This is a genomic window from Nonomuraea turcica, assembly GCF_030718205.1.
Lineage (GTDB): Bacteria > Actinomycetota > Actinomycetes > Streptosporangiales > Streptosporangiaceae > Nonomuraea.
In genome coordinates this window covers 49,464-69,563 of record NZ_JAUZQF010000039.1, presented here as the reverse complement: position 1 = coordinate 69,563, position 20,100 = coordinate 49,464, and the positions used below count along the sequence as shown (strand labels likewise).

18 protein-coding genes are annotated in these 20,100 nt (G+C 68.9%); 11 read left to right on the top strand and 7 right to left on the bottom strand.

Annotated elements, in window-relative coordinates:
• Positions 1-82: 82 nt before the first annotated feature.
• Positions 83-862, top strand: a complete 780-nt coding sequence (locus Q9G87_RS54775) for an SDR family NAD(P)-dependent oxidoreductase (protein ID WP_305924636.1) — start codon at positions 83-85, stop codon at positions 860-862.
• Here the strand turns inward: Q9G87_RS54775 and Q9G87_RS54770 are convergent.
• Entirely contained in the window at positions 859-2,001 is a 1,143-nt protein-coding gene (locus tag Q9G87_RS54770) for an FAD-dependent oxidoreductase (RefSeq protein WP_305924635.1), read from the bottom strand. The genes Q9G87_RS54775 and Q9G87_RS54770 overlap by 4 nt on opposite strands.
• A 267-nt stretch (positions 2,002-2,268) precedes the next feature.
• On the opposite strand from Q9G87_RS54770, the gene Q9G87_RS54765 reads away from it, so the two are divergent.
• The 6 genes from Q9G87_RS54765 to Q9G87_RS54740 are packed head-to-tail and all read left to right on the top strand — an operon-like array spanning position 2,269 to position 8,270.
• Positions 2,269-3,363: an ABC transporter ATP-binding protein gene (locus Q9G87_RS54765; protein WP_305924634.1), complete on the top strand. Its 1,095-nt coding sequence runs from the start codon at positions 2,269-2,271 to the stop codon at positions 3,361-3,363.
• Positions 3,356-4,444, top strand: coding sequence for an ABC transporter ATP-binding protein (locus tag Q9G87_RS54760; protein WP_305924633.1), 1,089 nt, complete (start codon positions 3,356-3,358; stop codon positions 4,442-4,444). Before Q9G87_RS54765 ends, Q9G87_RS54760 begins: the two co-directional genes overlap by 8 nt.
• Positions 4,441-5,376, top strand: a complete 936-nt coding sequence (locus Q9G87_RS54755; RefSeq protein ID WP_305924632.1) for a carbohydrate ABC transporter permease — start codon at positions 4,441-4,443, stop codon at positions 5,374-5,376. The genes Q9G87_RS54760 and Q9G87_RS54755 overlap by 4 nt, the downstream gene beginning before the upstream one ends.
• Before the next feature lie 5 nt (positions 5,377-5,381).
• Positions 5,382-6,203 carry a carbohydrate ABC transporter permease gene (locus Q9G87_RS54750; RefSeq protein WP_305924631.1) on the top strand — a complete coding sequence of 274 codons (822 nt, stop codon included), beginning with the start codon at positions 5,382-5,384 and terminating at the stop codon, positions 6,201-6,203.
• A 3-nt stretch (positions 6,204-6,206) separates the two neighbouring features.
• Positions 6,207-6,482, top strand: coding sequence for a DUF2160 domain-containing protein (locus tag Q9G87_RS54745; RefSeq protein ID WP_305924630.1), 276 nt, complete (start codon positions 6,207-6,209; stop codon positions 6,480-6,482).
• A gap of 18 nt (positions 6,483-6,500) precedes the next feature.
• Positions 6,501-8,270 (top strand): ABC transporter substrate-binding protein, encoded by a 1,770-nt coding sequence (locus tag Q9G87_RS54740; RefSeq protein ID WP_305924629.1) that lies wholly within the window; start codon positions 6,501-6,503, stop codon positions 8,268-8,270.
• A gap of 53 nt (positions 8,271-8,323) precedes the next feature.
• On the opposite strand, the gene Q9G87_RS54735 is transcribed toward Q9G87_RS54740, so the two are convergent.
• The 6 genes from Q9G87_RS54735 to Q9G87_RS54710 all read right to left on the bottom strand — a co-directional run bounded on the left by Q9G87_RS54735 (position 8,324) and on the right by Q9G87_RS54710 (position 15,148).
• The gene (locus tag Q9G87_RS54735) at positions 8,324-9,484 is read right to left on the bottom strand and encodes a dienelactone hydrolase family protein (protein WP_305924628.1); all 1,161 of its coding nucleotides are present in this window, start codon (positions 9,482-9,484) and stop codon (positions 8,324-8,326) included.
• Entirely contained in the window at positions 9,474-10,832 is a 1,359-nt protein-coding gene (locus tag Q9G87_RS54730) for a Gfo/Idh/MocA family protein (RefSeq protein WP_305924627.1), read from the bottom strand. Before Q9G87_RS54730 ends, Q9G87_RS54735 begins: the two co-directional genes overlap by 11 nt.
• A 9-nt stretch (positions 10,833-10,841) precedes the next feature.
• Entirely contained in the window at positions 10,842-12,131 is a 1,290-nt protein-coding gene (locus Q9G87_RS54725) for an extracellular solute-binding protein (protein WP_305924626.1), read from the bottom strand.
• Positions 12,132-12,185: 54 nt separating this feature from the next.
• Positions 12,186-13,052: a carbohydrate ABC transporter permease gene (locus Q9G87_RS54720; protein ID WP_305924625.1), complete on the bottom strand. Its 867-nt coding sequence runs from the start codon at positions 13,050-13,052 to the stop codon at positions 12,186-12,188.
• Positions 13,036-13,998 carry a carbohydrate ABC transporter permease gene (locus Q9G87_RS54715; protein ID WP_305924624.1) on the bottom strand — a complete coding sequence of 321 codons (963 nt, stop codon included), beginning with the start codon at positions 13,996-13,998 and terminating at the stop codon, positions 13,036-13,038. The genes Q9G87_RS54720 and Q9G87_RS54715 overlap by 17 nt, the downstream gene beginning before the upstream one ends.
• A 196-nt stretch (positions 13,999-14,194) precedes the next feature.
• Positions 14,195-15,148, bottom strand: a complete 954-nt coding sequence (locus tag Q9G87_RS54710) for a LacI family DNA-binding transcriptional regulator (RefSeq protein WP_305924623.1) — start codon at positions 15,146-15,148, stop codon at positions 14,195-14,197.
• A gap of 191 nt (positions 15,149-15,339) precedes the next feature.
• Between Q9G87_RS54710 and Q9G87_RS54705 the strand changes: the two genes are divergently transcribed.
• From Q9G87_RS54705 to Q9G87_RS61140, 4 genes are read left to right on the top strand one after another with little or no spacing between them, the layout of a single operon-like run.
• Positions 15,340-16,230, top strand: a complete 891-nt coding sequence (locus Q9G87_RS54705) for an NAD-dependent epimerase/dehydratase family protein (RefSeq protein ID WP_305924622.1) — start codon at positions 15,340-15,342, stop codon at positions 16,228-16,230.
• On the top strand, positions 16,227-17,099 hold the full coding sequence (locus Q9G87_RS54700) for a 5-dehydro-4-deoxyglucarate dehydratase (protein WP_305924621.1): 873 nt from the start codon (positions 16,227-16,229) through the stop codon (positions 17,097-17,099). The genes Q9G87_RS54705 and Q9G87_RS54700 overlap by 4 nt, the downstream gene beginning before the upstream one ends.
• Positions 17,096-18,154: a mandelate racemase/muconate lactonizing enzyme family protein gene (locus tag Q9G87_RS54695; protein WP_305924620.1), complete on the top strand. Its 1,059-nt coding sequence runs from the start codon at positions 17,096-17,098 to the stop codon at positions 18,152-18,154. The genes Q9G87_RS54700 and Q9G87_RS54695 overlap by 4 nt, the downstream gene beginning before the upstream one ends.
• Positions 18,151-20,061 (top strand): DUF6807 family protein, encoded by a 1,911-nt coding sequence (locus tag Q9G87_RS61140; RefSeq protein WP_371825981.1) that lies wholly within the window; start codon positions 18,151-18,153, stop codon positions 20,059-20,061. Before Q9G87_RS54695 ends, Q9G87_RS61140 begins: the two co-directional genes overlap by 4 nt.
• Positions 20,062-20,100 lie beyond the last annotated feature (39 nt).

Sequence of the window (20,100 nt, the reverse complement as noted above, 5' to 3'; positions counted from 1 at the left end):
GGCCTCCAGCCTACGCAGTCGGACCCCCGCTGTGAGCCCGCGCACGCTGATCGCGGACAATGGCGGTCAGGGGGAACACATCGTGCGTATAGATCTCAGCGGCAAGACCGCACTCGTCACCGGATCGACTCAGGGAATAGGGGCGGCCATCGCCACCGGGCTGGCCGAGGCCGGGGCCCGCGTCGGCGTCAACGGCAGGAGCGAGGGCTCCGTGGCGATGGCCATCGAGCTCATGGACGGCGAACCGGTGGCGGCGCCCGGCGACGTGTCCACAGACGAGGGGTGCGAGCAGGTCCTCAGCGTGCTGCCGCAGGTCGACATCCTGGTCAACAACCTCGGCATCTTCGGCGCCAAGCCGGCTCTGGAGATCAGCGACGACGAGTGGCGGCGCTATTTCGAGGTGAACGTGCTGGCCGCGGTCCGGCTGACCCGCGCGTACCTGCCGGGCATGAAGGAGCGGGGCTGGGGGCGGATCCTGTACATCGCCAGCGACTCGGCAGTCGCCATCCCGGCCGAGATGATCCACTACGGCATGACGAAGACCGCGTTGCTGGCCGTGTCCAGGGGGTTCGCGAAGGAGGCCGCGGGGAGCGGGGTGACGGTCAACTCGGTGATCGCCGGGCCGACGCACACGGGCGCCGTGGAGGATTTCGTCTACCAGCTCGTCGGCAGGGACCTGCCGTGGGAGGAGGCGCAGCGGGCGTTCATGCGCGAGCACCGGCCCCAGTCGCTGCTCCAGCGGCTGATCGAGCCCGAGGAGATCGCGAACATGGTGGTCTATCTCAGCTCGCCGTTCGCCTCGGCCACCACGGGGGGCGCGCTGCGGGTGGACGGCGGGTACGTCGACGCCATCCTTCCTTAGCCGCGGCGGTCCAGTCCTGACAGCTGCCAGGCCAGGCGGCGGCGCACCGCCGGGAGCCGGCCCACCAGCCCGAGCACCAGGTTCCGTAGCGGGCGGCGGGCCGCGCTCATGGTGGCCAGAGAGGTGAGGCGGCTCGCCAGAGCGACGACCTTCTCGGCGACCGGGCGCCGGGCTGCGGCGTAGGCGTCCAGCAGGTCAGGCGATCCGCCCCGCAGCACCTTCGACAGCGCCTCGCCCGCCGTGACCGCGTCCTCGATGCCGAGGTTCATGCCCTGACCGCCGGCCGGCGAGTGCACGTGCGCCGCGTCCCCGACGAGCAGGATCCGTCCGCGCCGGTAGGTGTCGGCGATGCGGTGGTGCACGCGGAAGCGCGAGCCCCAGATCACCTCGTCCACCACGGCGGGCACGGCCTTCGGCCCGCGCGTGTCGAGCAACCGCTGGACGAACGCCACGTCGGGGTGCTGGGGCGCCTCCCCCACGGTGGCCACGATCCGGTACGTCCCGCCGGGCAGCGGCGCGACGACCACGAGCCCGTCGGGCGAGAAGTACAGGATGACCTCCTCGCGCGGGACCCCGCCGTGGAGCCGCACGTCGGCCAGGGTGAACGACTCGTCGTACGTGCCGCCGCCGAAGCCGATCCCGGCCTGCTCGCGGACGCCGCTGTGCATGCCGTCGGCCCCCACCAGGTAGGACGCGCGGAAGGCGCGCCCGTCGCCGAGGGTCGCCGTGACGCCGGAGTCGTCCTGGGCGACGGTGGTCACCCGGGCCGGCCGCACGACCTTGACGCCGAGCTCCGTGAGCCGGGCCAGCAGGTAGGCCTCCGTGTCGGCCTGAGAGATCATCAGCGTGTAGGGGTAAGGGGTCGGCAGCCCGTCGAAGGGCACCCCCACCAGCAACCGGTCGCGGTCGCGGACCGTGAAGCGCGGCGTGTGCACCCCTCGCTCGACCAGGGCGGGCGTGACACCGTACGGCTCCAGCAGCTCCAGCGTGCGCGAGTGCACGACGGCGGCCCTTGAGGTGTTCGCCCCCTCGGCCTGCGCGTCCACGATGACGACGTCGTGGCCCGACTGGGCCAGGACGATGGCGGCGCTGAGGCCCGCGGGGCCGGCTCCGACGACGAGCACATCAGTGGTTTCCATGTCTCCTCCTTCTGCCAACACCTGTTGACGTTAGATCAGGTGGCATGAGATGTCAACACCTGTTGGCCAACAGTCGTTGGCATACGGATGCCCCGGACAGCCCTATGCCCTGATGCCCTGATCTCCCCGCGTCCGGACGCCATGAGCAGGAAGGACGTCGTCACGGCGATAGGCCCGGCCATTCACCGTTATCTCGACGTCAAACCGTGATTTGCACAAAGTTTCAGATGATGTTAGATGGAAGTCAGGGAGAGAGGACCGGGGACCGTGACGCTGATTCTCGATGGCGTCTCCGTACGGCAACGCGGGGAGACCTGGCTCGACGACATTCATCTGGAATTACCCAACGGAATGACCACCCTCGTCGGTCCCATGACCGCGGGAAAGACGACATTGATGCGCGTCGCCGCCGGATTGCTGACCCCGGATTCCGGCCGGGTCATGGTGCACGGAAAAGAGGTCACCGGCATTTCCGTGCGGAAAAGGTCGGTCGCGTTCGTCTATCAGCAATTCATCAACTATCCGTCGCTGACGGTCTATGAGAACATCGCCTCCCCGCTCCGCCTGGACTCCACATTCCGCAAGGACGGGATCGACCGGCGGGTGCGCGAGGTGGCCGAGCTCATGGGCATCGCCGGCCTGCTCGGCCGCCGGCCCGCGGAGCTCTCGGGCGGGCAGCAGCAGCGCACCGCCATCGCCCGCGCGCTGGCCCGCCCCGTGGACGTGCTGCTCCTCGACGAGCCCCTCGCCAACCTGGACTTCAAGCTCCGCGAGCAGTTGCGCGCCGACCTCAAGACCATGTTCGCCGACACCCCCGGCGTGGTCGTCTACTCCACGGCCGACCCCAACGAGGCGCTGACGTTCGCCGCACGGACCGTGGTGCTGGGCGAGGGCAGGGTGCAGCACGTCGGGGACGTCGCGGACATGTACGCCCACCCGCCCTCCCTGGCCGTGGCCGCCACGCTCAGCGATCCCCCGCTCAACCTGCTGCCCGGCGTGGTCCGCGACGGCCGGATCGAGGTGCTCGGCACGTCGTTCCCCGCGCCCCACGCGCACGCCACCGGCCACGACGTCATGCTCGGCATCCGCCCCCACCAGGTGCGGATCGCCCGCGACGGGCCCGGCGCGCTGGAGCTGCCCGCCGAGATCAGGCTCGCCGAGGTGACCGGCAGCGCCACGTTCCTGCACCTGCTGCTGCAGGGCGACCGGCACCTGGTCGCCCACCTGCCGGGCACCCAGCTGTTCACGCCCGGGGAGACCACGGTCGCGTACGTTGACCCCGCGCACATCTTCGTCTTCGACGAGACCGGCGGACGGTTGCTGGCCACCAGCGCCGCGGACCTCGGAGGCGTGCATGGCTGACATCCGCCTGGAAGGCGTGGGACACAGCTACGACGGCGGCACGACCTGGGCGCTGAAGCCGATGACGTGGACGTGGCGCACCGCGCGGGCGTACGCGTTGCTGGGCCCCAGCGGGTGCGGCAAGACGACGCTGCTGAACATCATCTCCGGCCTGATCACCCCGACGGTGGGGCGGATCTTCTTCGACGACCGCGACGTCACCGACGTGCCGACGGCAGGCCGGAACATCGCGCAGGTCTTCCAGTTCCCGGTCCTGTACGAGGAGATGTCCGTTTACGACAACCTCGCCTTCCCCCTCCGCAACCGGAAATATCCGAAAAACGAGATCGACCAGCGCGTCCGCCAGGTCTCGCAGTTGCTCGGCCTGGACCACCTCCTGCGCCGCAGGTCGCGCCGGCTGGACCCGGGCCGGCAGCAGATCGTCAGCCTGGGCCGCGGGCTGGTGCGTTCCCAGGTGGCGGCCGTGTTGCTGGACGAGCCGCTGACGGTGGTGGATCCGGCGCTGAAGTGGACGCTGCGCAGCAAGCTCAAGGAGATCCACCGCGACACCGGGCACACGCTGATCTACGTCACGCACGACCAGACCGAGGCGCTGACGTTCGCCGACGAGGTGGTGGTGCTCAACGAGGGTGCGATCGTGCAGGCGGGCGAGCCGGCGGAGCTGTTCCTGTCGCCGGCGCACGAGTTCGTCGGGCATTTCATCGGCTCACCGGGCATGAACATGGTGCCCGCCGAGATCGTCGGTGACGTCGTCCGCGTCGGGCAGGCCGCCGTGGGGTCGGTGGCGGACGGCCTCCCGCCGGGTCCGGTGCGCATCGGGGTGCGGCCCGAGTTCGTCCGCATCAGCCGGGCTTCTCCCGGGGTGGCCGCCCAGGTGACCGGGATCGACCGCATGGGCGCGTACGACCTGGTGCACACCCGGGTGGGCGAGCACCCCGTCATCGCCAGGACCGAGGCGGGCTCCGGCTATCAACCGGACGCGCAGGCGTTCCTGCACTTCCCGTCGGATCGGACGTTCCTGTTCCGCGACCAGGTCAGGTGCGGCTTCCTCGCGCCGCTCGACGGAAGGAGCGCCACGTGACCGCGGGCAGCCAGGTGAGCGGCGAGGTCGTCACGACCGCGCCCGCCGAGCCCCAGGAGACGCGCACGGACCTGAAGCGCAAGGACAACCGGGCCTGGTGGCTGGTGCTGCCGGTGGTCGTGTCGGTGGCGTTCACGGCGATCATCCCGCTGATGACCGTGGTCAACTTCTCGGTCCAGGACGTCTTCAGCCCCAGCGACCGGGTGTTCGTCGGCCTGGACTGGTTCTACGAGGCCGTGCGGCGGCCGGAGAACCGGGAGGCGTTCGTCAGGACGCTGCTGTTCTCGGCACAGGTGCTGCTGGTGGAGATCCCGCTCGGGGTGGCGATCGCGGTGGCGATGCCGCGCCGCGGGTTCTGGGCGTCGGCGGCGCTGGTGCTGGTCGCGTTGCCGCTGCTCATCCCGTGGAACGTGGTGGGCACGATCTGGCAGATCTTCGCCCGCGCCGACATCGGGCTCGGCGGCTGGACGATCAACAACGTGCTCGGGATCGGCTTCAACTACACCCTCGACTCCACCGACGCCTGGATCACGATTCTCGTCATGGACGTGTGGCACTGGACGCCGCTGGTGGCGCTGCTGGCGTACGCCGGGCTGCGGTCGATTCCCGAGCCGTACTTCCAGGCCGCGCAGATCGACGGGGCGTCGGGGTGGGCGACGTTCCGGCACATTCAGCTGCCCAGGCTGCGCGGGGTGCTGACGATCGCGATCCTGCTCAGGTTCATGGACAGCTTCATGATCTACACCGAGCCGTTCGTGGTGACGGGCGGCGGGCCGGGCAACGCGACCTCGTTCCTGAGCATCCTGCTGTCGAAGATGGCGGTCGGCCAGTTCGACGTGGGGCCCGCGGGCGCGTTCTCGCTGATCTACTTCTTGATCGTGCAGGTCCTCTGCTACGTCTTCTTCACCGTGCTGACCAGGTCGGGGAGGTGAGGCGGATGGCCAGGACCACCGGACGCCGGCTCCCGTGGGCACGCACGGTCTTCTGGCTGTACGTGGCCACGCTCATGCTGCCGCTGCTCTGGATGTTCGGCATGTCGATCCGGCCGAACGAGGACATCCTCGGCAGCTTCTCGCTCATCCCGCAGCGGGTGACCTTCGACAACTACGTCACGTTCTTCACAGACGTGTCGTGGTATTCGAGCTATCTGAACTCCATCATCTACACGTCGCTGAACGCCGTGATGTCGCTCATCGTGGCGCTGCCCGCGGCGTACGCGTTCTCACGTTTCCGTTTCGCCGGCGACAAGCACCTGTTCTTCTGGCTGCTGACGAACCGCATGGCGCCGCCCGCCGTCTTCCTACTGCCATTTTTCCAGATTTATCAGAGCGTCGGGCTTTTCGACACCCATCTCGGGGTGGCCATCGCGCACATGCTCTTCAACGTCCCGCTCGCCGTGTGGATCCTCGAGGGATTCATGTCGGGAATCCCCCGGGAAATCGACGAGACCGCGGCGATCGACGGTTATTCGCTCCCTCGTTTCTTCATTCGCATATTCCTGCCGATGATCCGCTCCGCGATCGGCGTGACGTTGTTCTTCTGCTTCATGTTCAGCTGGGTCGAGCTGCTGATCGCCAGAACCATCACGTCGGTCGACGCGAAACCCATCGCCGCGACGATGACGCGGACGGTGAGCGCGGCGGGCGTGGACTGGGCGCTGCTGGCCACGGCGGGGGTGCTCACGATCGTCCCCGGCGCGATCGTCATCTGGTTCGTGCGTAATTACATTGCTAGGGGCTTCGCCCTGGGGAGGGTCTAGCGCATGCTCGAGTGGATGGTGTGGACCCTCCCCACGGCCCTGGTCTTCATCGGGCTTGCTCTCTTGCTCGTCGTCATGGCGATCTGGGGCCGCATCTCCCCGCCCGTGGCCAGGCGAGGTTTCCTGCGTATCGAGACCGACCGGGGCGACCGGCTGTACATCGGCTTGATCAGCGCCGCGGTCGTGCTGGCCGCCTGGATGGCCGTCACCGACCTGTCCATGTGGATCGCGCTGGGCTGCGCGCTGCTCGTGGTGGTCGTGATCGGGATATGGGGTTGACAGAAGGGAAGCCATGCAATGAGGCATCGGGCAGGCAGGTCCGCGGCCGTTGGTCTGGCCACGCTGATTCTGGTGATCGCCGGCTGCGCGCAGAGCACACAGCGGCCGTCCAGCGACTTCAAGGAGGCCGACGGGAAGGCGGCGGCGCAACGCTGGGTGTCGGAGGAGTTCACGCCCAGCACGCTGGCCAAGGACCAGCAGCTCGCGGAGATGGACTGGTTCATGAAGGCCGCGGCGCCGTACCGGGGCATGCAGATCAACGTGGTGTCCGAGACGATCACCACGCACGAGTACGAGTCCCAGCAGCTCGCCAAGGCGTTCACCGAGATCACCGGGATCAAGATCAAGCATGACCTGATCCAGGAAGGCGACGTCGTCGAGAAACTCCAGACCCAGATCCAGGGCGACCAGAACATCTACGACGCCTACGTCAACGACTCCGACCTCATCGGCACCCACTCGCGCGGCGACTACGTGATCCCGCTGTCGGACTACATGGCCGGCGAGGGCAAGAACGTCACCTCACCCACGCTCGACCTGAACGACTTCATCGGCATCAGCTTCACCACCGGCCCGGACAAGAAGATCTATCAGCTGCCCGACCAGCAGTTCGCGAACCTCTACTGGTTCCGCTACGACTGGTTCACCGACCCGGAGATCAAGAAGCAGTTCAGGGACGCCTATGGGTACGACCTGGGCGTCCCGGTCAACTGGGCGGCTTATGAGGACATCGCCGACTTCTTCACCAACAAGGTCAACGGCAACGGGACCGTCGACGGCAAGAAGGTCTACGGCCACATGGACTACGGCAGGAAGGACCCGTCGCTGGGCTGGCGCTTCACCGACGCCTGGCTGTCCATGGCCGGCAACGGCGACCCCGGCATCCCCAACGGCCTGCCGGTGGACGACTGGGGCATCAGGGTGGAAAACTGCCGCCCGGTCGGCTCGTCGGTCACCCGCGGCGGCGACACGAACGGCCCCGCGTCGGTCTACGCGCTCACCAAATACGTGGACTGGCTGAAGAAGTACGCCCCCAAGGAAGCCGCCGGGATGAACTTCAGCGAGGCCGGTCCGGTGCCCGCGCAGGGCAACATCGCCCAGCAGATCTTCTGGTACACGTCGTTCACGGCCGACATGACCAAGGAAGGGCTGCCGGTCGTCAACAGCGACGGCACGCCCAAGTGGCGCATCGCGCCGAGCCCGCACGGCGCGTACTGGAAGGACGGCCACAAGCTCGGCTACCAGGACGCCGGCTCGTGGACGCTGCTGAAGAACACGCCGCAGGACCGCAGGGCGGCGGCGTGGCTGTATGCGCAGTTCGTCACGTCGAAGACCGTGTCGTTGAAGAAGTCGATCGTCGGCCTGACGTTCATCAGGGACTCCGATGTCAAGAGCGAGTACTTCGCCCAGAACGCCAAGAAGTACGGCGGCCTGATCGAGTTCTACAACTCCCCGGCCCGCAAGCAGTGGACGCCGACCGGGACGAACGTTCCGGACTACCCCAAGCTCGCCCAGCTCTGGTGGCAGAACGTGGCCACCGCCGTGACCGGCGAGACCACGCCGCAGCAGTCGATGGACAACCTGGCCAAGCAGCAGGACGACATCCTGTCGCGGCTGGAACGGCGCGGCTACGGCGGGAACTGCGCTCCCAAGCTCAACCCCGAACAGCCGGCCCAGCACTGGTACGACCAGCCGGGCGCGCCCGCTCCGAAGCTGGCCGACGAGCGCGGCAAACCGGCCACGCTGGACTACGACAAGCTCATCGCGCAGTGGAAGGCGGGTGACTGACTGCTGCGATGGATCAGGGTGCCGCCGCCCGGGGCAGGCCGGGCGGCGGCAGGTCATCGGAGATGGCGGGCCAGCCAGTCGAAGGCCTGCTCCTGCCTGGGCACGTCGAAGCTGTGCGGCACGTCGGCGAACACCGCCTCGTAACCGCCGGCGTCCCCGTACCGCTCGCTGATCATGGCGTGGGCGCGGCGCATGCCCGGCTCTGGGAACAGCCGGTCGCGCATGGCGTACTGGACCATGAGCGGCTGGGGCGCGCGGGCGGCCACCAGGTCGGGCCAGTCGCCGAGGCGCGGCAGGCCCGGCGGGTAGAACATCCAGGTGTGCTTGGCCACGTGCCCGTCCAGCATGTCCCGGTAGGACGAGACCATCGCCGCAACCACGACGGCGCTCATCTGGGGGTCGAAGGCGCCCAGGAGCGCTGCCCGCAGCCCGCCGCCGGACAGCCCGGCGCATCCGACGGGGCCGACGTCGGGGCGTGAGCGAAGGTAGGCCGCCGCCGCGAGGTCCTCGCCCGCCACCACGCCCGCGAAGGAGGTGCCGAGCACGGCACAGTGCTTGGCCACGATGTGCTCATGCGGCCCGGCGAGCCGGTCGTAACGGTCGGCCTCGCTGAGCGGCGCCTCGGCCGTGGCGGGGGCCGGCGCGGGGGCCGCTTCCGGGTCGAGAGGGAAGCGGCGGCTGCCCCAGGCGAACACGTCGTGCGCGAGCACGACGAACCCGCGCCTGGCCAGCTCGTTGGCGAAGGCGCGACCGCCGTAGATGGCCGCCCTGGCCTTGACCACCTCAGGCGACGGTTCTTCGGGACCGTCGGCGATCTTCTCCTTGCCGACCCATTTCATGCCGCCGTGGCAGTGCAGCGCCACCACCCCGGGCAGCGGCCCCACCGCATCCCGGGGACGCAGCAGGAACGCCCGCGTCCGCGGCCCGAACCCGACGGACCAAGAGAGCTCCTCGCCGGCAAGATCGCCATCGACCCAGGTCCGTTCGACCCGTACGTCATCAGCGCGCAGGTCGAGCACCCCGAGGGCGTCGCGTGCCGCCGCCCGCAGCTCGGGCCCCGGAAGATCCGGATAAGTCCCGAGCTGCGCCTCAGCGATCCCGGCCAGCTCACCGAACACGAGCCCGGTCCCGTCAGCAGGCGCGGACCCGGCCGGTGCGGCGGACGCGGACCCGGCCGGTGCGGCAGGCGCGGGCCCGGCCGGCTCAGCCGACACGGGTCCCGTCGTCCACCAAGCGGACGGGCGTGCCGGTCTGCGCAGCCATGGTGGCCGCGACGCCCGTCAGGACGCTGCGGATGCCGTCGCGATAGCCGGCCTGCCGGGCCAGCGGGTCGTTGTCGGGGCCGCGGAAGACGTCGTTGAGCAGCAGGCGGTCGCCGCCGCCGTGCCCGCCGGCCCCGGTCTCGATGGGCACCTCTTCCGGCTTGCTCCAGTGCCGGTGCAGCGTGAGCCGCTCCTGTGTTTGATGGTCGCGCTCACTCGGCCCTCGCTGGTCACGCGAGCTACCGCTCTCGGGCCTGACCGTTCGCCGCTCCGACGACCCTGCCGCGTGCTCCTTGCCGGCCGCGCTCGGGTCGATGGCGGCGTGCGGCGGCGTCCACTCCCGCTCGACCACGTCCAGTTCCAGCCGCCCGGCCGTGCCGTTGAAGGCCACCCGGTAACCCTCCCAGGGGGCGTGCGCGTGCAGGGAGTAGGTCATGATCGCCCGGTTGGCATAGCGGACCAGCACGGACATGTTGTCGTCGATGTCCACGCCTTCGCCGAAGACGTCCTGGTCCCGGATGTAGCCGTCCTCGTGCTCGGCGTCCAGGTAGAGCCGCTTGAGCCGGGGGTCGGCGGAGATGTCCAGGATGAACGGGTCCGTGCCCAGCCCGGGAGCGCCCTGCCCTCGCGCGGGGCGCTCCTCCAGGCCGCGCTTCTTGGCGTTCTCGGCGCCGTAGAAGCGCAGGTCGGTCTGGGCGAAGACGAGCTCGGGGGCCGCCCCGAGCCACCAGTTGACCAGGTCGAAGTGGTGGGTGGACTTGTGCACGAGCAGCCCGCCCGAGCTGGCCCGGTCGCGGTGCCAGCGGCGGAAGTAGTCGGCGCCGTGGATGGTGTCGAGCGTCCACTCGAAGTGCACGGACGTCACCTCGCCGATCGCGCCCTCCATCAGCAGCCGGCGCACGGCCGAGTTACGCGGCGAGTACCGGTAGTTGAAGGTGACGATCAGCTTGCCGGTGCTGCGCTCGGCCGCCTCGGCGATGGCCGCGCAGCCCTCGGCGTCCACGGTGAGCGGTTTCTCCACAATGACGTCGCGACCGGCGTCGAGTGCCGCGCACACGTAGCGAGCGTGCGTGGCGTCGACGGTCGTGACAATGACCGCGTCGGCGAGCTCGAGCACCTTGTCGAACTCCGCGGGCGCGAAGCACGGCACCTCTTGGCCGATCCGCTCGACGTAATAGTCCATGCGGGTCCGGTTGGTGTCGCACAGGGCGACGATGGTGCCGGCGTCACGCCACTCCCCGAGCAGCGCGTCGACGTACATCTGCGCGCGGTGCCCGAGCCCGACGAACGCGTACTTCATGACTCTCCTTTAGCCTGCGATCGAGGCGTTGGCCTCGGTGATGAACTTCTGCGCGGCGTCGTCAGGGGTCATGCGACCGAACATGACCTCCTCGGAGTACCGCGTGAGGATGTCCTCCATGGCGCTGGCGCCCTTCGGCGGAGCGGCGGGCGGGTCGGCCAGCTCGCTCTTGACCTTGTCGAGGAACTCCAGCGTCTTCTTGTCCGCGTCCGGCAGCTTGTCCTTGACCGCCGCCAGCACCTTGGAGCTGGCAGGCAGGCCGCGGTCACTGAGGATGATCGCGCCCGCCTCCGCGTCGTTGATCATGAAGTCGATGAACTTCGCGGCCTCGGCCGCGTGCTCCGACTTGGAGGAGGCGGTGTAGAACATCGCCGGCTGCAGGAACATGCCGCTGGTCGTGGCGCCCTGCACCTTCGGCATGCGCAGCAGGTCGAGCTGCTGGCCGGAGGCCTTGGTGACCGCGCCGAGCTGGTTGCTCCACCACATGCCCATCGCGCCGGTGTTGGTGGCCAGCAGCGACTGGTCGATGCTGGTCGCGCCGATCTCGGAGCTCTTGGCCGCCTCGGGGGCGCCCTTGTCCTTGATCAGGTTCTGCATGATGGCCCACCAGTCCTTGATCGTCTGGGGGGTCAGGCCGAGCTTGTTGCCGTTGTAGAAGGGCTCGCCCTTCTGCGCGGCGTAGATCTGGAGGTACGCCGGGTTCCAGCTCAGCTGGGTTCCGGTGACCTTGCCGCCGGAGCCGGAGGAGACCTTGGAGGCCAGGGCGACATAGTCGTCCCAGGTCCACTTGGTGTCGTCGGGCAGCTCCGCCTTGCTGCTCTGGATCAGGCCGGGGTTGACGACCAGGGAGAAGGCGTTGACGCCGGTGGGGATGGCGTACTGCTTGCCGTCGATGGCGCCGGTGCCCAGCACCTTGGCGTCGATGTCGGCGGTGTTGACCTTGCTGGCCAGGTCGGCCAGGGTGCCGCGGTCGGCGTACTCGCGCAGGCCGCGGATCTCCAGGGTGATGACGTCGGGCGCGTCGTTGCCGGCGACCTTCGTGGACAGCGTCTCGTAGTAGCTGGCGAAGTCGGAGAACTCACCCTGGACGTCGATCGTCGGGTTCTTGGCCTCGAACTTCTTGATGGCCTCTTCGGTCATCTTCTGTCGTGCGTCGCTGCCCCAGTAGGAGAAGCGCAGCACAGTCTTACCACCGGCGCTTTCGCCGCCGCTGCCGCTGCCGCTGCCACAGGCCGCGGTGACCGCCAGCACAGCGGTGGCCAGCAGCGCCGCCGACCACATCTTCTTGCCAGAGCTCACGGCTCTACCTCCTAGGGGGATTTTCGTGTCGGGGGGTGTTCGATTGGAGGTGTGCTACTTCAAGCCCGTGGTGGCGACACCACGGATCAGGTACTTCTGACCGGCCAGGAAGAAGCCGAAGATCGGCCCCAGTGCGATGATCGACATGGCGAACATGGGTCCCCACGACGAGTCGCTGCTGGCGTCGAGGAAGGTGCGCAGGGCCACCGGAACGGTGAAGTTGTCCGGGTTGTTGAGGTAAAGCAGCTGGCTGAGGAAGTCGTTCCACGTCCAGATGAAGGTGAAGATGGCGGTCGTCGCCAGGGCCGGCATGCAGAGCGGCATGACCACCCGGATGAAGATGCGCCAGTAGCCCGCTCCATCGATCTCGGCGGCCTCGTCCAATTCCCTGGGCAGTGTACGGATGAACTGGACCATCAGGAAGACGAAGAACGCGTCCGTCGCCAGCACCTTGGGCATGACCAGCGGCCAGATCGTGTTGATCAGGTCGAGCTCGGAGAACATGATGTACTGCGGCACGATCACGACGTGGTGCGGCAACATGATCGTGCCCAGCATGATCGCGAACCAGAACTTCTTCAGCGGGAAGTTCAGCCGGGCGAAGGCGTAGGCGGCCAGCGAGCAGGCCACCAGGTTCGCCACCACCGACAGGGCCGTGACCACCGCGGAGTTCCACAGGTAGTAGCCGAAGGGGTGCTTCAGCGCGTTCCAGCCCTGCGAGTAGTTCTCGAAGGTGATCTGGCTCGGCCACAGTCCGGGCTCCCGGAAGATCAGCTCTTCCGGCTTGAGCGAGCTGGAGATCATCCAGAGCAGCGGATAGAGCATGACCAGGCCGAAGCCGATCAGCAGCACGTGCTTGACCAGACGTCCGCCCTTGATCGGGCGGAACAGGACCGGGATCGGCCTACTTGGTGTCGCCATAGAAGACCCAATACTTGGAAGCGAGGAAGTTCACCGCGGTGAGCCCGGCGATGATGAGCAGCAGAACCCAGGCCATCGCTGCCGCGTAGCCCATGTCGTAGCTCTTGAACCCCTTGAGGTAGAGGTAGAGCGTGTAGAAGAGCGTCGAGTCGGCCGGACCGCCCTTGCCGTTGCTCACGATGAACGCCTGCGTGAACGACTGGAAGGACTTGATGATCTCCAGCACGAGGTTGAAGAAGATGATCGGCGTCAGCAGCGGCATCGTGATCGACTTGAACTGGCGCAACACGCCGGCTCCGTCCACCGCGGCCGCCTCGTAGTAGCTGCTGGGGATCTGCCGCAACCCGGCCAGGAAGATGATCATCGGGGCACCGAACGTCCACACGTGCAGGAGGATCAGCGTCCCGAGCGCGGTGTCGGGGTCGCCGACCCAGCCGGGCCCCTGGATTCCGAAGATCGCGAGTATCGCGTTGACCAGGCCGTCCTGACCGAAGACCTTCCGCCACAGGATCGCGATGGCGACGCTGCCGCCCAGCAGGGAGGGCAGGTAGAAGATCGAGCGGTAGATCGACAGGCCGCGCAGCCCCCGGTCGAGCACCAGGGCCAGCGCGAGCGCGAACGCCAGTTGCAGCGGGACCGAGACGACCACGTAGATCGTGGTCACCTGCAGCGAGGACAGGAACCTCGGGTCCTCGGTGAACATCGTGATGTAGTTATCGAATCCGACCCACTTCGCCTCCTCCAGGAGGCTGTAGTCGGTGAAGGAGAGGTACAGCGAGGCGAAGATCGGGCCGATCGTGATGACGAGCAGGCCGACGAACCAGGGCGCCAGGAACAGATAGGCGGCCCGCGCCTCACGGCGGGAACGTTTTGTGGCGCGGTGACCGCCCCGTGCGGGTTGGGTCTCCGCTCCCCGGGGCTTCACCGCCACCGAAACGTCAGTCATCACACGGACCTTCCGGCGAAATGTGGATGGATAGCGCTTTCCTATAGCCGCCGGGAAAGTTACGTCAACCCTTTGCAGACGTTACATACCCGTTACCGATATATCGCCACAGCGTTTTCCCAGGTGACAGACTCGGCGGCCGAAGAAGTCAGACGAATTTGCATCGCGGATAGTACAACCGGTTGCAGCGGCCGGGCTATCGTGGCGCTGCGGTGGAGTCGCGGATGACGAGCCGGGTCTCCAGCGACGTGGTGGCGCTCACCTCCTGGATGAGCAGATCCACCGCCAGCCGCCCGGCCGCCGCGGTAGGCATGGCGACCGTGGTGAGCTTGGGGCGGTTGAGCCGCCCTGGCACGATGTCGTCGATGCCCACGACGCTGACGTCCTCAGGAACGCTCAGTCCGAGCTCGCAGAGCCCTTCGATGAGACCGATCGCCACCAGGTCGTTGTAGGCCAGCACGCCGGTCACCTCCGCGTCCCGCACCCGCTTGGCGATGTCGAATCCGCCCCGCTCGGTCGGCGGGTTGGGGCCGATCACGACGAGCTCGATGCCGGCCACCTGCTCGGCGGCCGCCCGGATCTCCGCGCTCGTCCACGAGCCGGTCGGCCCCGACACCAGCGCCACACGGCGGTGCCCGAGCCCGGTCAGGTGCTCCACCGCCAGCCTGGCCCCGTGGCCGACGTCCATCAGCACCGTCGCGGCGCCACGCAGCCGCCGGTTGATCACCACGAACGGCACCCGCTCGGCCAGCCGCTCGAGCACCTTGTTGGACGAGCGCGGGCTGCACAGCACCAGCCCGTCCACCTGTTTGGAGAAGGCCTGCACCAGCTCCTCCTCGGCGGCCGGCTCCTCGTCGGTGTCGGCCACGAACAGGTGGTAGTCGCGCTGCCGGGCGGCGGCGTGCGCGGCTTTGATCAAGGGAGGGAAGAACGGGTTGGCGATGTCGGCCACGATCAATCCGAGGTTGTGCGTGCGGCCGGTCGTGAGCGCCCGCGCCGCCCGGTTCGGGCGGTATCCGAGCTCCTCGGCCACCGTCAGCACCCTGCTGCGGGTGGCGGCGTTCACCATGTGCGGCGCGGAGAACGTCCTCGACACGGTGGACACGTGCACGCCGGACGCTCGGGCCACATCACGAATCGTCACTGTCACAGTCGCCCACCCTAACGCAACCGCTTGCAGAACCATGAGTACCCTGAAAGCGCTTGCCGGTCTACGGCATACCGAGCCTCACTCGGAATCCCCAGGTAGCGCTAGGGGAATGAAATCACCTCTTGACGCCCCGGGTCCGGGGACACAAAGGTTTAGTGCAACTGTTTGCAGTCTTGAAGGAGCCCCTCACGGTGAGCAGAGTCCTCATCACCGGAAGTGCAGGACGCCTCGGCCGCAGCGTGGTCAGCACGCTCGCGGCGGCCGGGCACGAGGTCATCGGCGTGGACAGCGCGCCGGGCACGCCGGCGGAGGCCGCGGCCACCCTGCCTGCCGACCTCACGAACACGGGAGAGGCGTTCGAGGTGATCGCCAGATTCCGGCCGGAGTCGGTGATCCATTTGGCCGCCATCGCCACCCCGTTCAGCCGGCCGGAGTCGGTGATCTACCGGGTCAACACGCAGCTGGCGTTCAACGTCTGCGAGGCGTCGGTGGCCCTGGGCGTGCGGAACGTGGTGGTGGCCAGCAGCCCGACCGTGATCGGCTACGGCGCTCCGCGCGGGTGGGCGCCGGCGTACCTGCCGATCGACGAGGACCACCTGGTGCGGCCGTGGAACGCCTACAACCTGTCCAAGGTGGCGGCCGAGCAGACCATGAAGGCGTTCGCCGAGGCGGGGACGACGAAGCTGGCCGCGATCAGGCCGTGTTTCGTCATCCCTCCGGAGGAGTGGGCCGGCGCGCCCACGCAGTCGGGGCACACCGTCACCGAGCGGCTGGACCGGCCGGAACTGGGCGGGGTGTCGCTGTTCAACTACGTCGACTCCCGTGACGCCTCCGAAATGGTGGGCGTGCTCATCGAGGCGCTGCCCGAGCTGCCGAACGGTGAGGTGTTCTTCGTCGGCGCCGCGGACGCGCTGGCCAGGAAGCCGCTGGCCGAGCTGCTCCCCCAGGTCATCCCGGGCACGGAGCCGTTCGCGGCGGGCCTCACCGGGACCTCCCCGGCCTTTTCGACGTCCAAGGCGGAGCGGTTGCTGGGCTGGCAGGCGAAGCGTAGTTGGCGTACCGAACTCAAGGAATCTCTATGAATCTCAGCGGTGTGCTGTTCTTTCCCGTGACCCCGTTCGCCGCCGACGGCACGCTCGCCGAGCAGGTGCTGGCCGAGCACATCCGGCAGGGCATGGCGCACGGTCCCGGCGGGGTGTTCGTGGCGTGCGGCACCGGCGAGTTCTCCGCGTTGTCGGAGGGTGAGCACGAGCGGGCGGTGCGGGTGGCGGCCGAGGTCGTGGACGGGCGCGTGCCGCTGTTCGCCGGGGCGGGCGGATCGCTCGGCGCGGCGCTGAACCAGGCGCGGGCGGCGCGGGAGGCGGGGGCCGACGGGTTGCTGCTCATGCCGCCTTACCTGGCGCAGGGGCCTGGGCACGGGTTCAAGGCGTATGTGGAGGCGGTGGCCGCGGAGCTGCCGGTGATCGTCTACCAGCGCGGAACCGTGGTGCTGGAGCCGGACGCCGCGGTGGAGCTGGCCGGGATCCCCGGGGTGATCGGGCTCAAGGACGGCCTCGGCGACATCGACCGGATGCAGCGGACCGTGCTGGCGATCCGGGAGACCTACCCGAACTTCCTGTTCTTCAACGGGCTGCCGACGGCCGAGCTGACCATGCCCGCGTATCGGGGCATCGGCGTGGAGCTTTACTCCAGCGCGGTGTTCGCGTTCGCGCCGGAGATCGCGCTGGCTTATCTGAACGGTGACGAGCGGCTGCTGACGGAGTTCTACGCCCCGCTCGTGCGATTGCGCGGCAAGGTTCCGGGCTATCCGGTCGCCCTGGTCAAGGCCGGGGTACGGCTGCGCGGCCTGGACGTGGGCCCGGTCCGCCCGCCGCTGGTGGACGTGACGGCCGAGCACCTGGAGGAGCTGGCGACGCTGATCAAGACGGGGCTGGAGCTGGCGACGTCATGACCATCGCGGACCTGCGTACCGAGCTGCGCACCGCCCCGCTGCCCCGGCCGTGGGGCGCGGACGTGCCCGCCAACCACGTGATCGTCACGCACGTCACGCTGAAGGACGGGCGCACCGGGACGGGGTTCTCATGGACGCCGCAGATCGGCGCGCACGCCGTACGGGCACTGCTCGACCACGACCTGCGGGAGGCGCTGATCGGGCTGCCCGCGCACCCCGAAGTCGTGTGGGACCGGCTCTGGCGGCACCTGCGTGAAGCCGGACCCGGCGGGATCACCACGATCGCGCTGGCCGGCATCGACCTGGCGTTGTGGGATCTGCGCTGCGGCGAGGCCGGCCTGGCCGACGTGCTGGGCCGGCGGCGCGACGAGGTCCCGGTCTACGGCAGCGGCGTCAACCTGCACTACTCGCTGGAGGAGCTCCTCGAGCAGGTCAGGCGGTGGATGGCGGCCGGATACAAGGGTGTCAAGATCAAGGTGGGGCGTCCCGACCTGGCCGAGGACGTGGCGCGGGTGGCCGCGGTACGCGAGGTGCTCGGGCCCGACCGGCTGCTGATGATCGACGCCAACCAGCGGTGGGACCTGCACCGGGCCCGGCGGGCTCTGGCCGCGCTGCGCGAGTTCGACCTGCACTGGATCGAGGAGCCGCTGCCCGCCGACGACGTGGCCGCCCACGTGGAGCTGCGCCGCTCCATCGACGTGCCGGTCGCGGTGGGCGAGAACGTCTACACGACGTACGGCTTCCGCGACCTGCTGGCGGCCGGCGCGTGCGACGTCGTGCAGCCGAACGTGGTGCGGGTCGGCGGCATCACGCCGTTCCTGCGCATCGTGGAGCTGGCCAGGACGTACGACGTGCCCGTCTACCCGCACCTGCTGCCGGACGTGTCCGGGCAACTGGCCCTGGCGCTGCCGCTGCCGATCATGGCGGAGGATGTGGAGGACGCGTCGTTCGCCGCGCTCGGGCTGCTGGCGGAGCCGTATCCGGTTAGCGTGGCGGACGGTGTGCTGCGGGTGGGCGAGCACGAAGGGCTGGGACTGAGGTGGGCACGACGATGAAGGTCGTTCTGGCGGGGGCGAACGGGCACGGGCAGCACCATCTGCGCAACCTGCGCGGGCTCGCCGACAGAGGGCTGGTCGAGCTGGCCGGGATCTGCGACGTGCGGCCTGTGGAGGTCGACTTCGCCTCGCCCCTGCAGTCGTCCGATCTCGGCGCGCTGATCGAGAAGACCGGCGCGGAGATCACGATCATCTGCACGCCCATCCACACGCACGCCGACCTCGCGGTGACCGCCCTGCACGCGGGCTCACACGTGCTGCTGGAGAAGCCGCCCGCGCCCAGCCCCGCCGAACATGGGCGCATCGCGGCGGCCGTGGCCGCGACCGGGCTGGCCTGCCAGGTCGGGTTCCAGTCGCTCGGGTCGGCGGCCGTGCCCGCGGTGCGTGAGCTGATCGCGAGCGGCGCGCTCGGCCGGGTGCGCGGCATCGGCGGGGCCGGCGCGTGGGAACGCCCGTCGACGTACTTCACCCGCTCGGCCTGGTCGGGGAAGCGCCGCCTCAACGGCGTGGACGTGGTGGACGGCGCGCTGACCAACCCGTTCGCGCATGCCGTGGCAACCGCGCTGGCGCTGGTGGACGGCCCGATCGCGGAGATCGAGACCGAGCTCTACCACGCCAACCCGATCGAGTCGGACGACACGTCGTGCGTGCGGATCCGGATGGACGACGGTCTCGTGGTCACGATCGCGGTGACGTTGTGCGCGTCCGAGCGGCACGAGCCGTACCTGGTCGTGCACGGCGACCAGGGCCGCGCCACGCTCGTCTACACCCAGGACCAGCTCAAGGTCGAGCACGCGGACGGGTCGGTCACGACCACCGTGTACGAGCGCACCAACCTGCTGGAGAACCTCATCGATCATCTCCGTACGGGCGTGGACCTGCTGGTGCCGCTCTCCCGGACCGAGACGTTCACGCAGGTGCTCGACGCGGTGCGGCTGGCGCCCGAGCCGCTGCCGATCCCCGAGCGGCACCAGCTCCTCGCACGGGAGCCCGGCTCGGACGAGATCGCCTACCGGTTCCTGCCCGGCATCGCGGACCTGACGGCCCGCAGCGCGGACGAGCTGGCCCTCTACTCGGAGCTGGACGCGCCGTGGACGAAAGTGCGGCTCCTGGTCGCCGGCACGCCGGTAGCGGACTACGAGCTGGAGCCCGACCTCCCCGCGACGGACTCGCCGCGCCCGTACGTGCACGGGGTGCGGACGCTGGGCGGCGTCGAGGTCACCCAGGTCCGGCCCGAGGACCACGTGCACCACCTCGGTGTCGGCGTGGCGATCTCCGACCTGGGCGGGGCGAACTTCTGGGGCGGCCGCACGTACGTGAAGGACCAGGGTCCGGCCTGGCTCGGCGATCACGGCGGCCAGCGGCACCGGGCGTTCTCGCGGCTCGACGACGACGGCTTCATCGAGGAGCTGGAGTGGATCGGCCCTGACGAGCGGCTCATGGCACGTGAGGAGCGGACGGTGGTCGTGCGACCGCTGGGCGAGGCATGGGCTCTGGACTTCACGTTCACGCTCACCAACCTCACCGGCGCGCCCGTGGAGATCAACAGCTCGGCCACCAAGGGCCGGGTCGGCGCGGGTTACGGCGGCTTCTTCTGGCGTGCGCCAGGGACCTCCACCGCCCGGACGACTCTGCCGGGCGACGAGCAGGCCGTGCACGGCAGCCGGGACCGGTGGATCGCCATGTCCGGCACGGACCCGGAGGGGCGGGACTGGACGCTGGTGTTCGTCCAGGACGACGGCGACGCGTGGTTCGTGCGGGTCGAGGAGTATCCGGGCGTCGGGCAGGCGCTGGCGTGGGACCGGCCGCTGGTCGTCGAGGACACGCTGACCCGGCGGGTGGTCACGATCGTCGCGGACGGGCGGCTCGACCACGCCCAGGTGGCCGAGCTGGCCGCCGAGGTTTAACCCGCGGTTTCCTGGCGGTTCCATGAGCCTGGCTAGGGT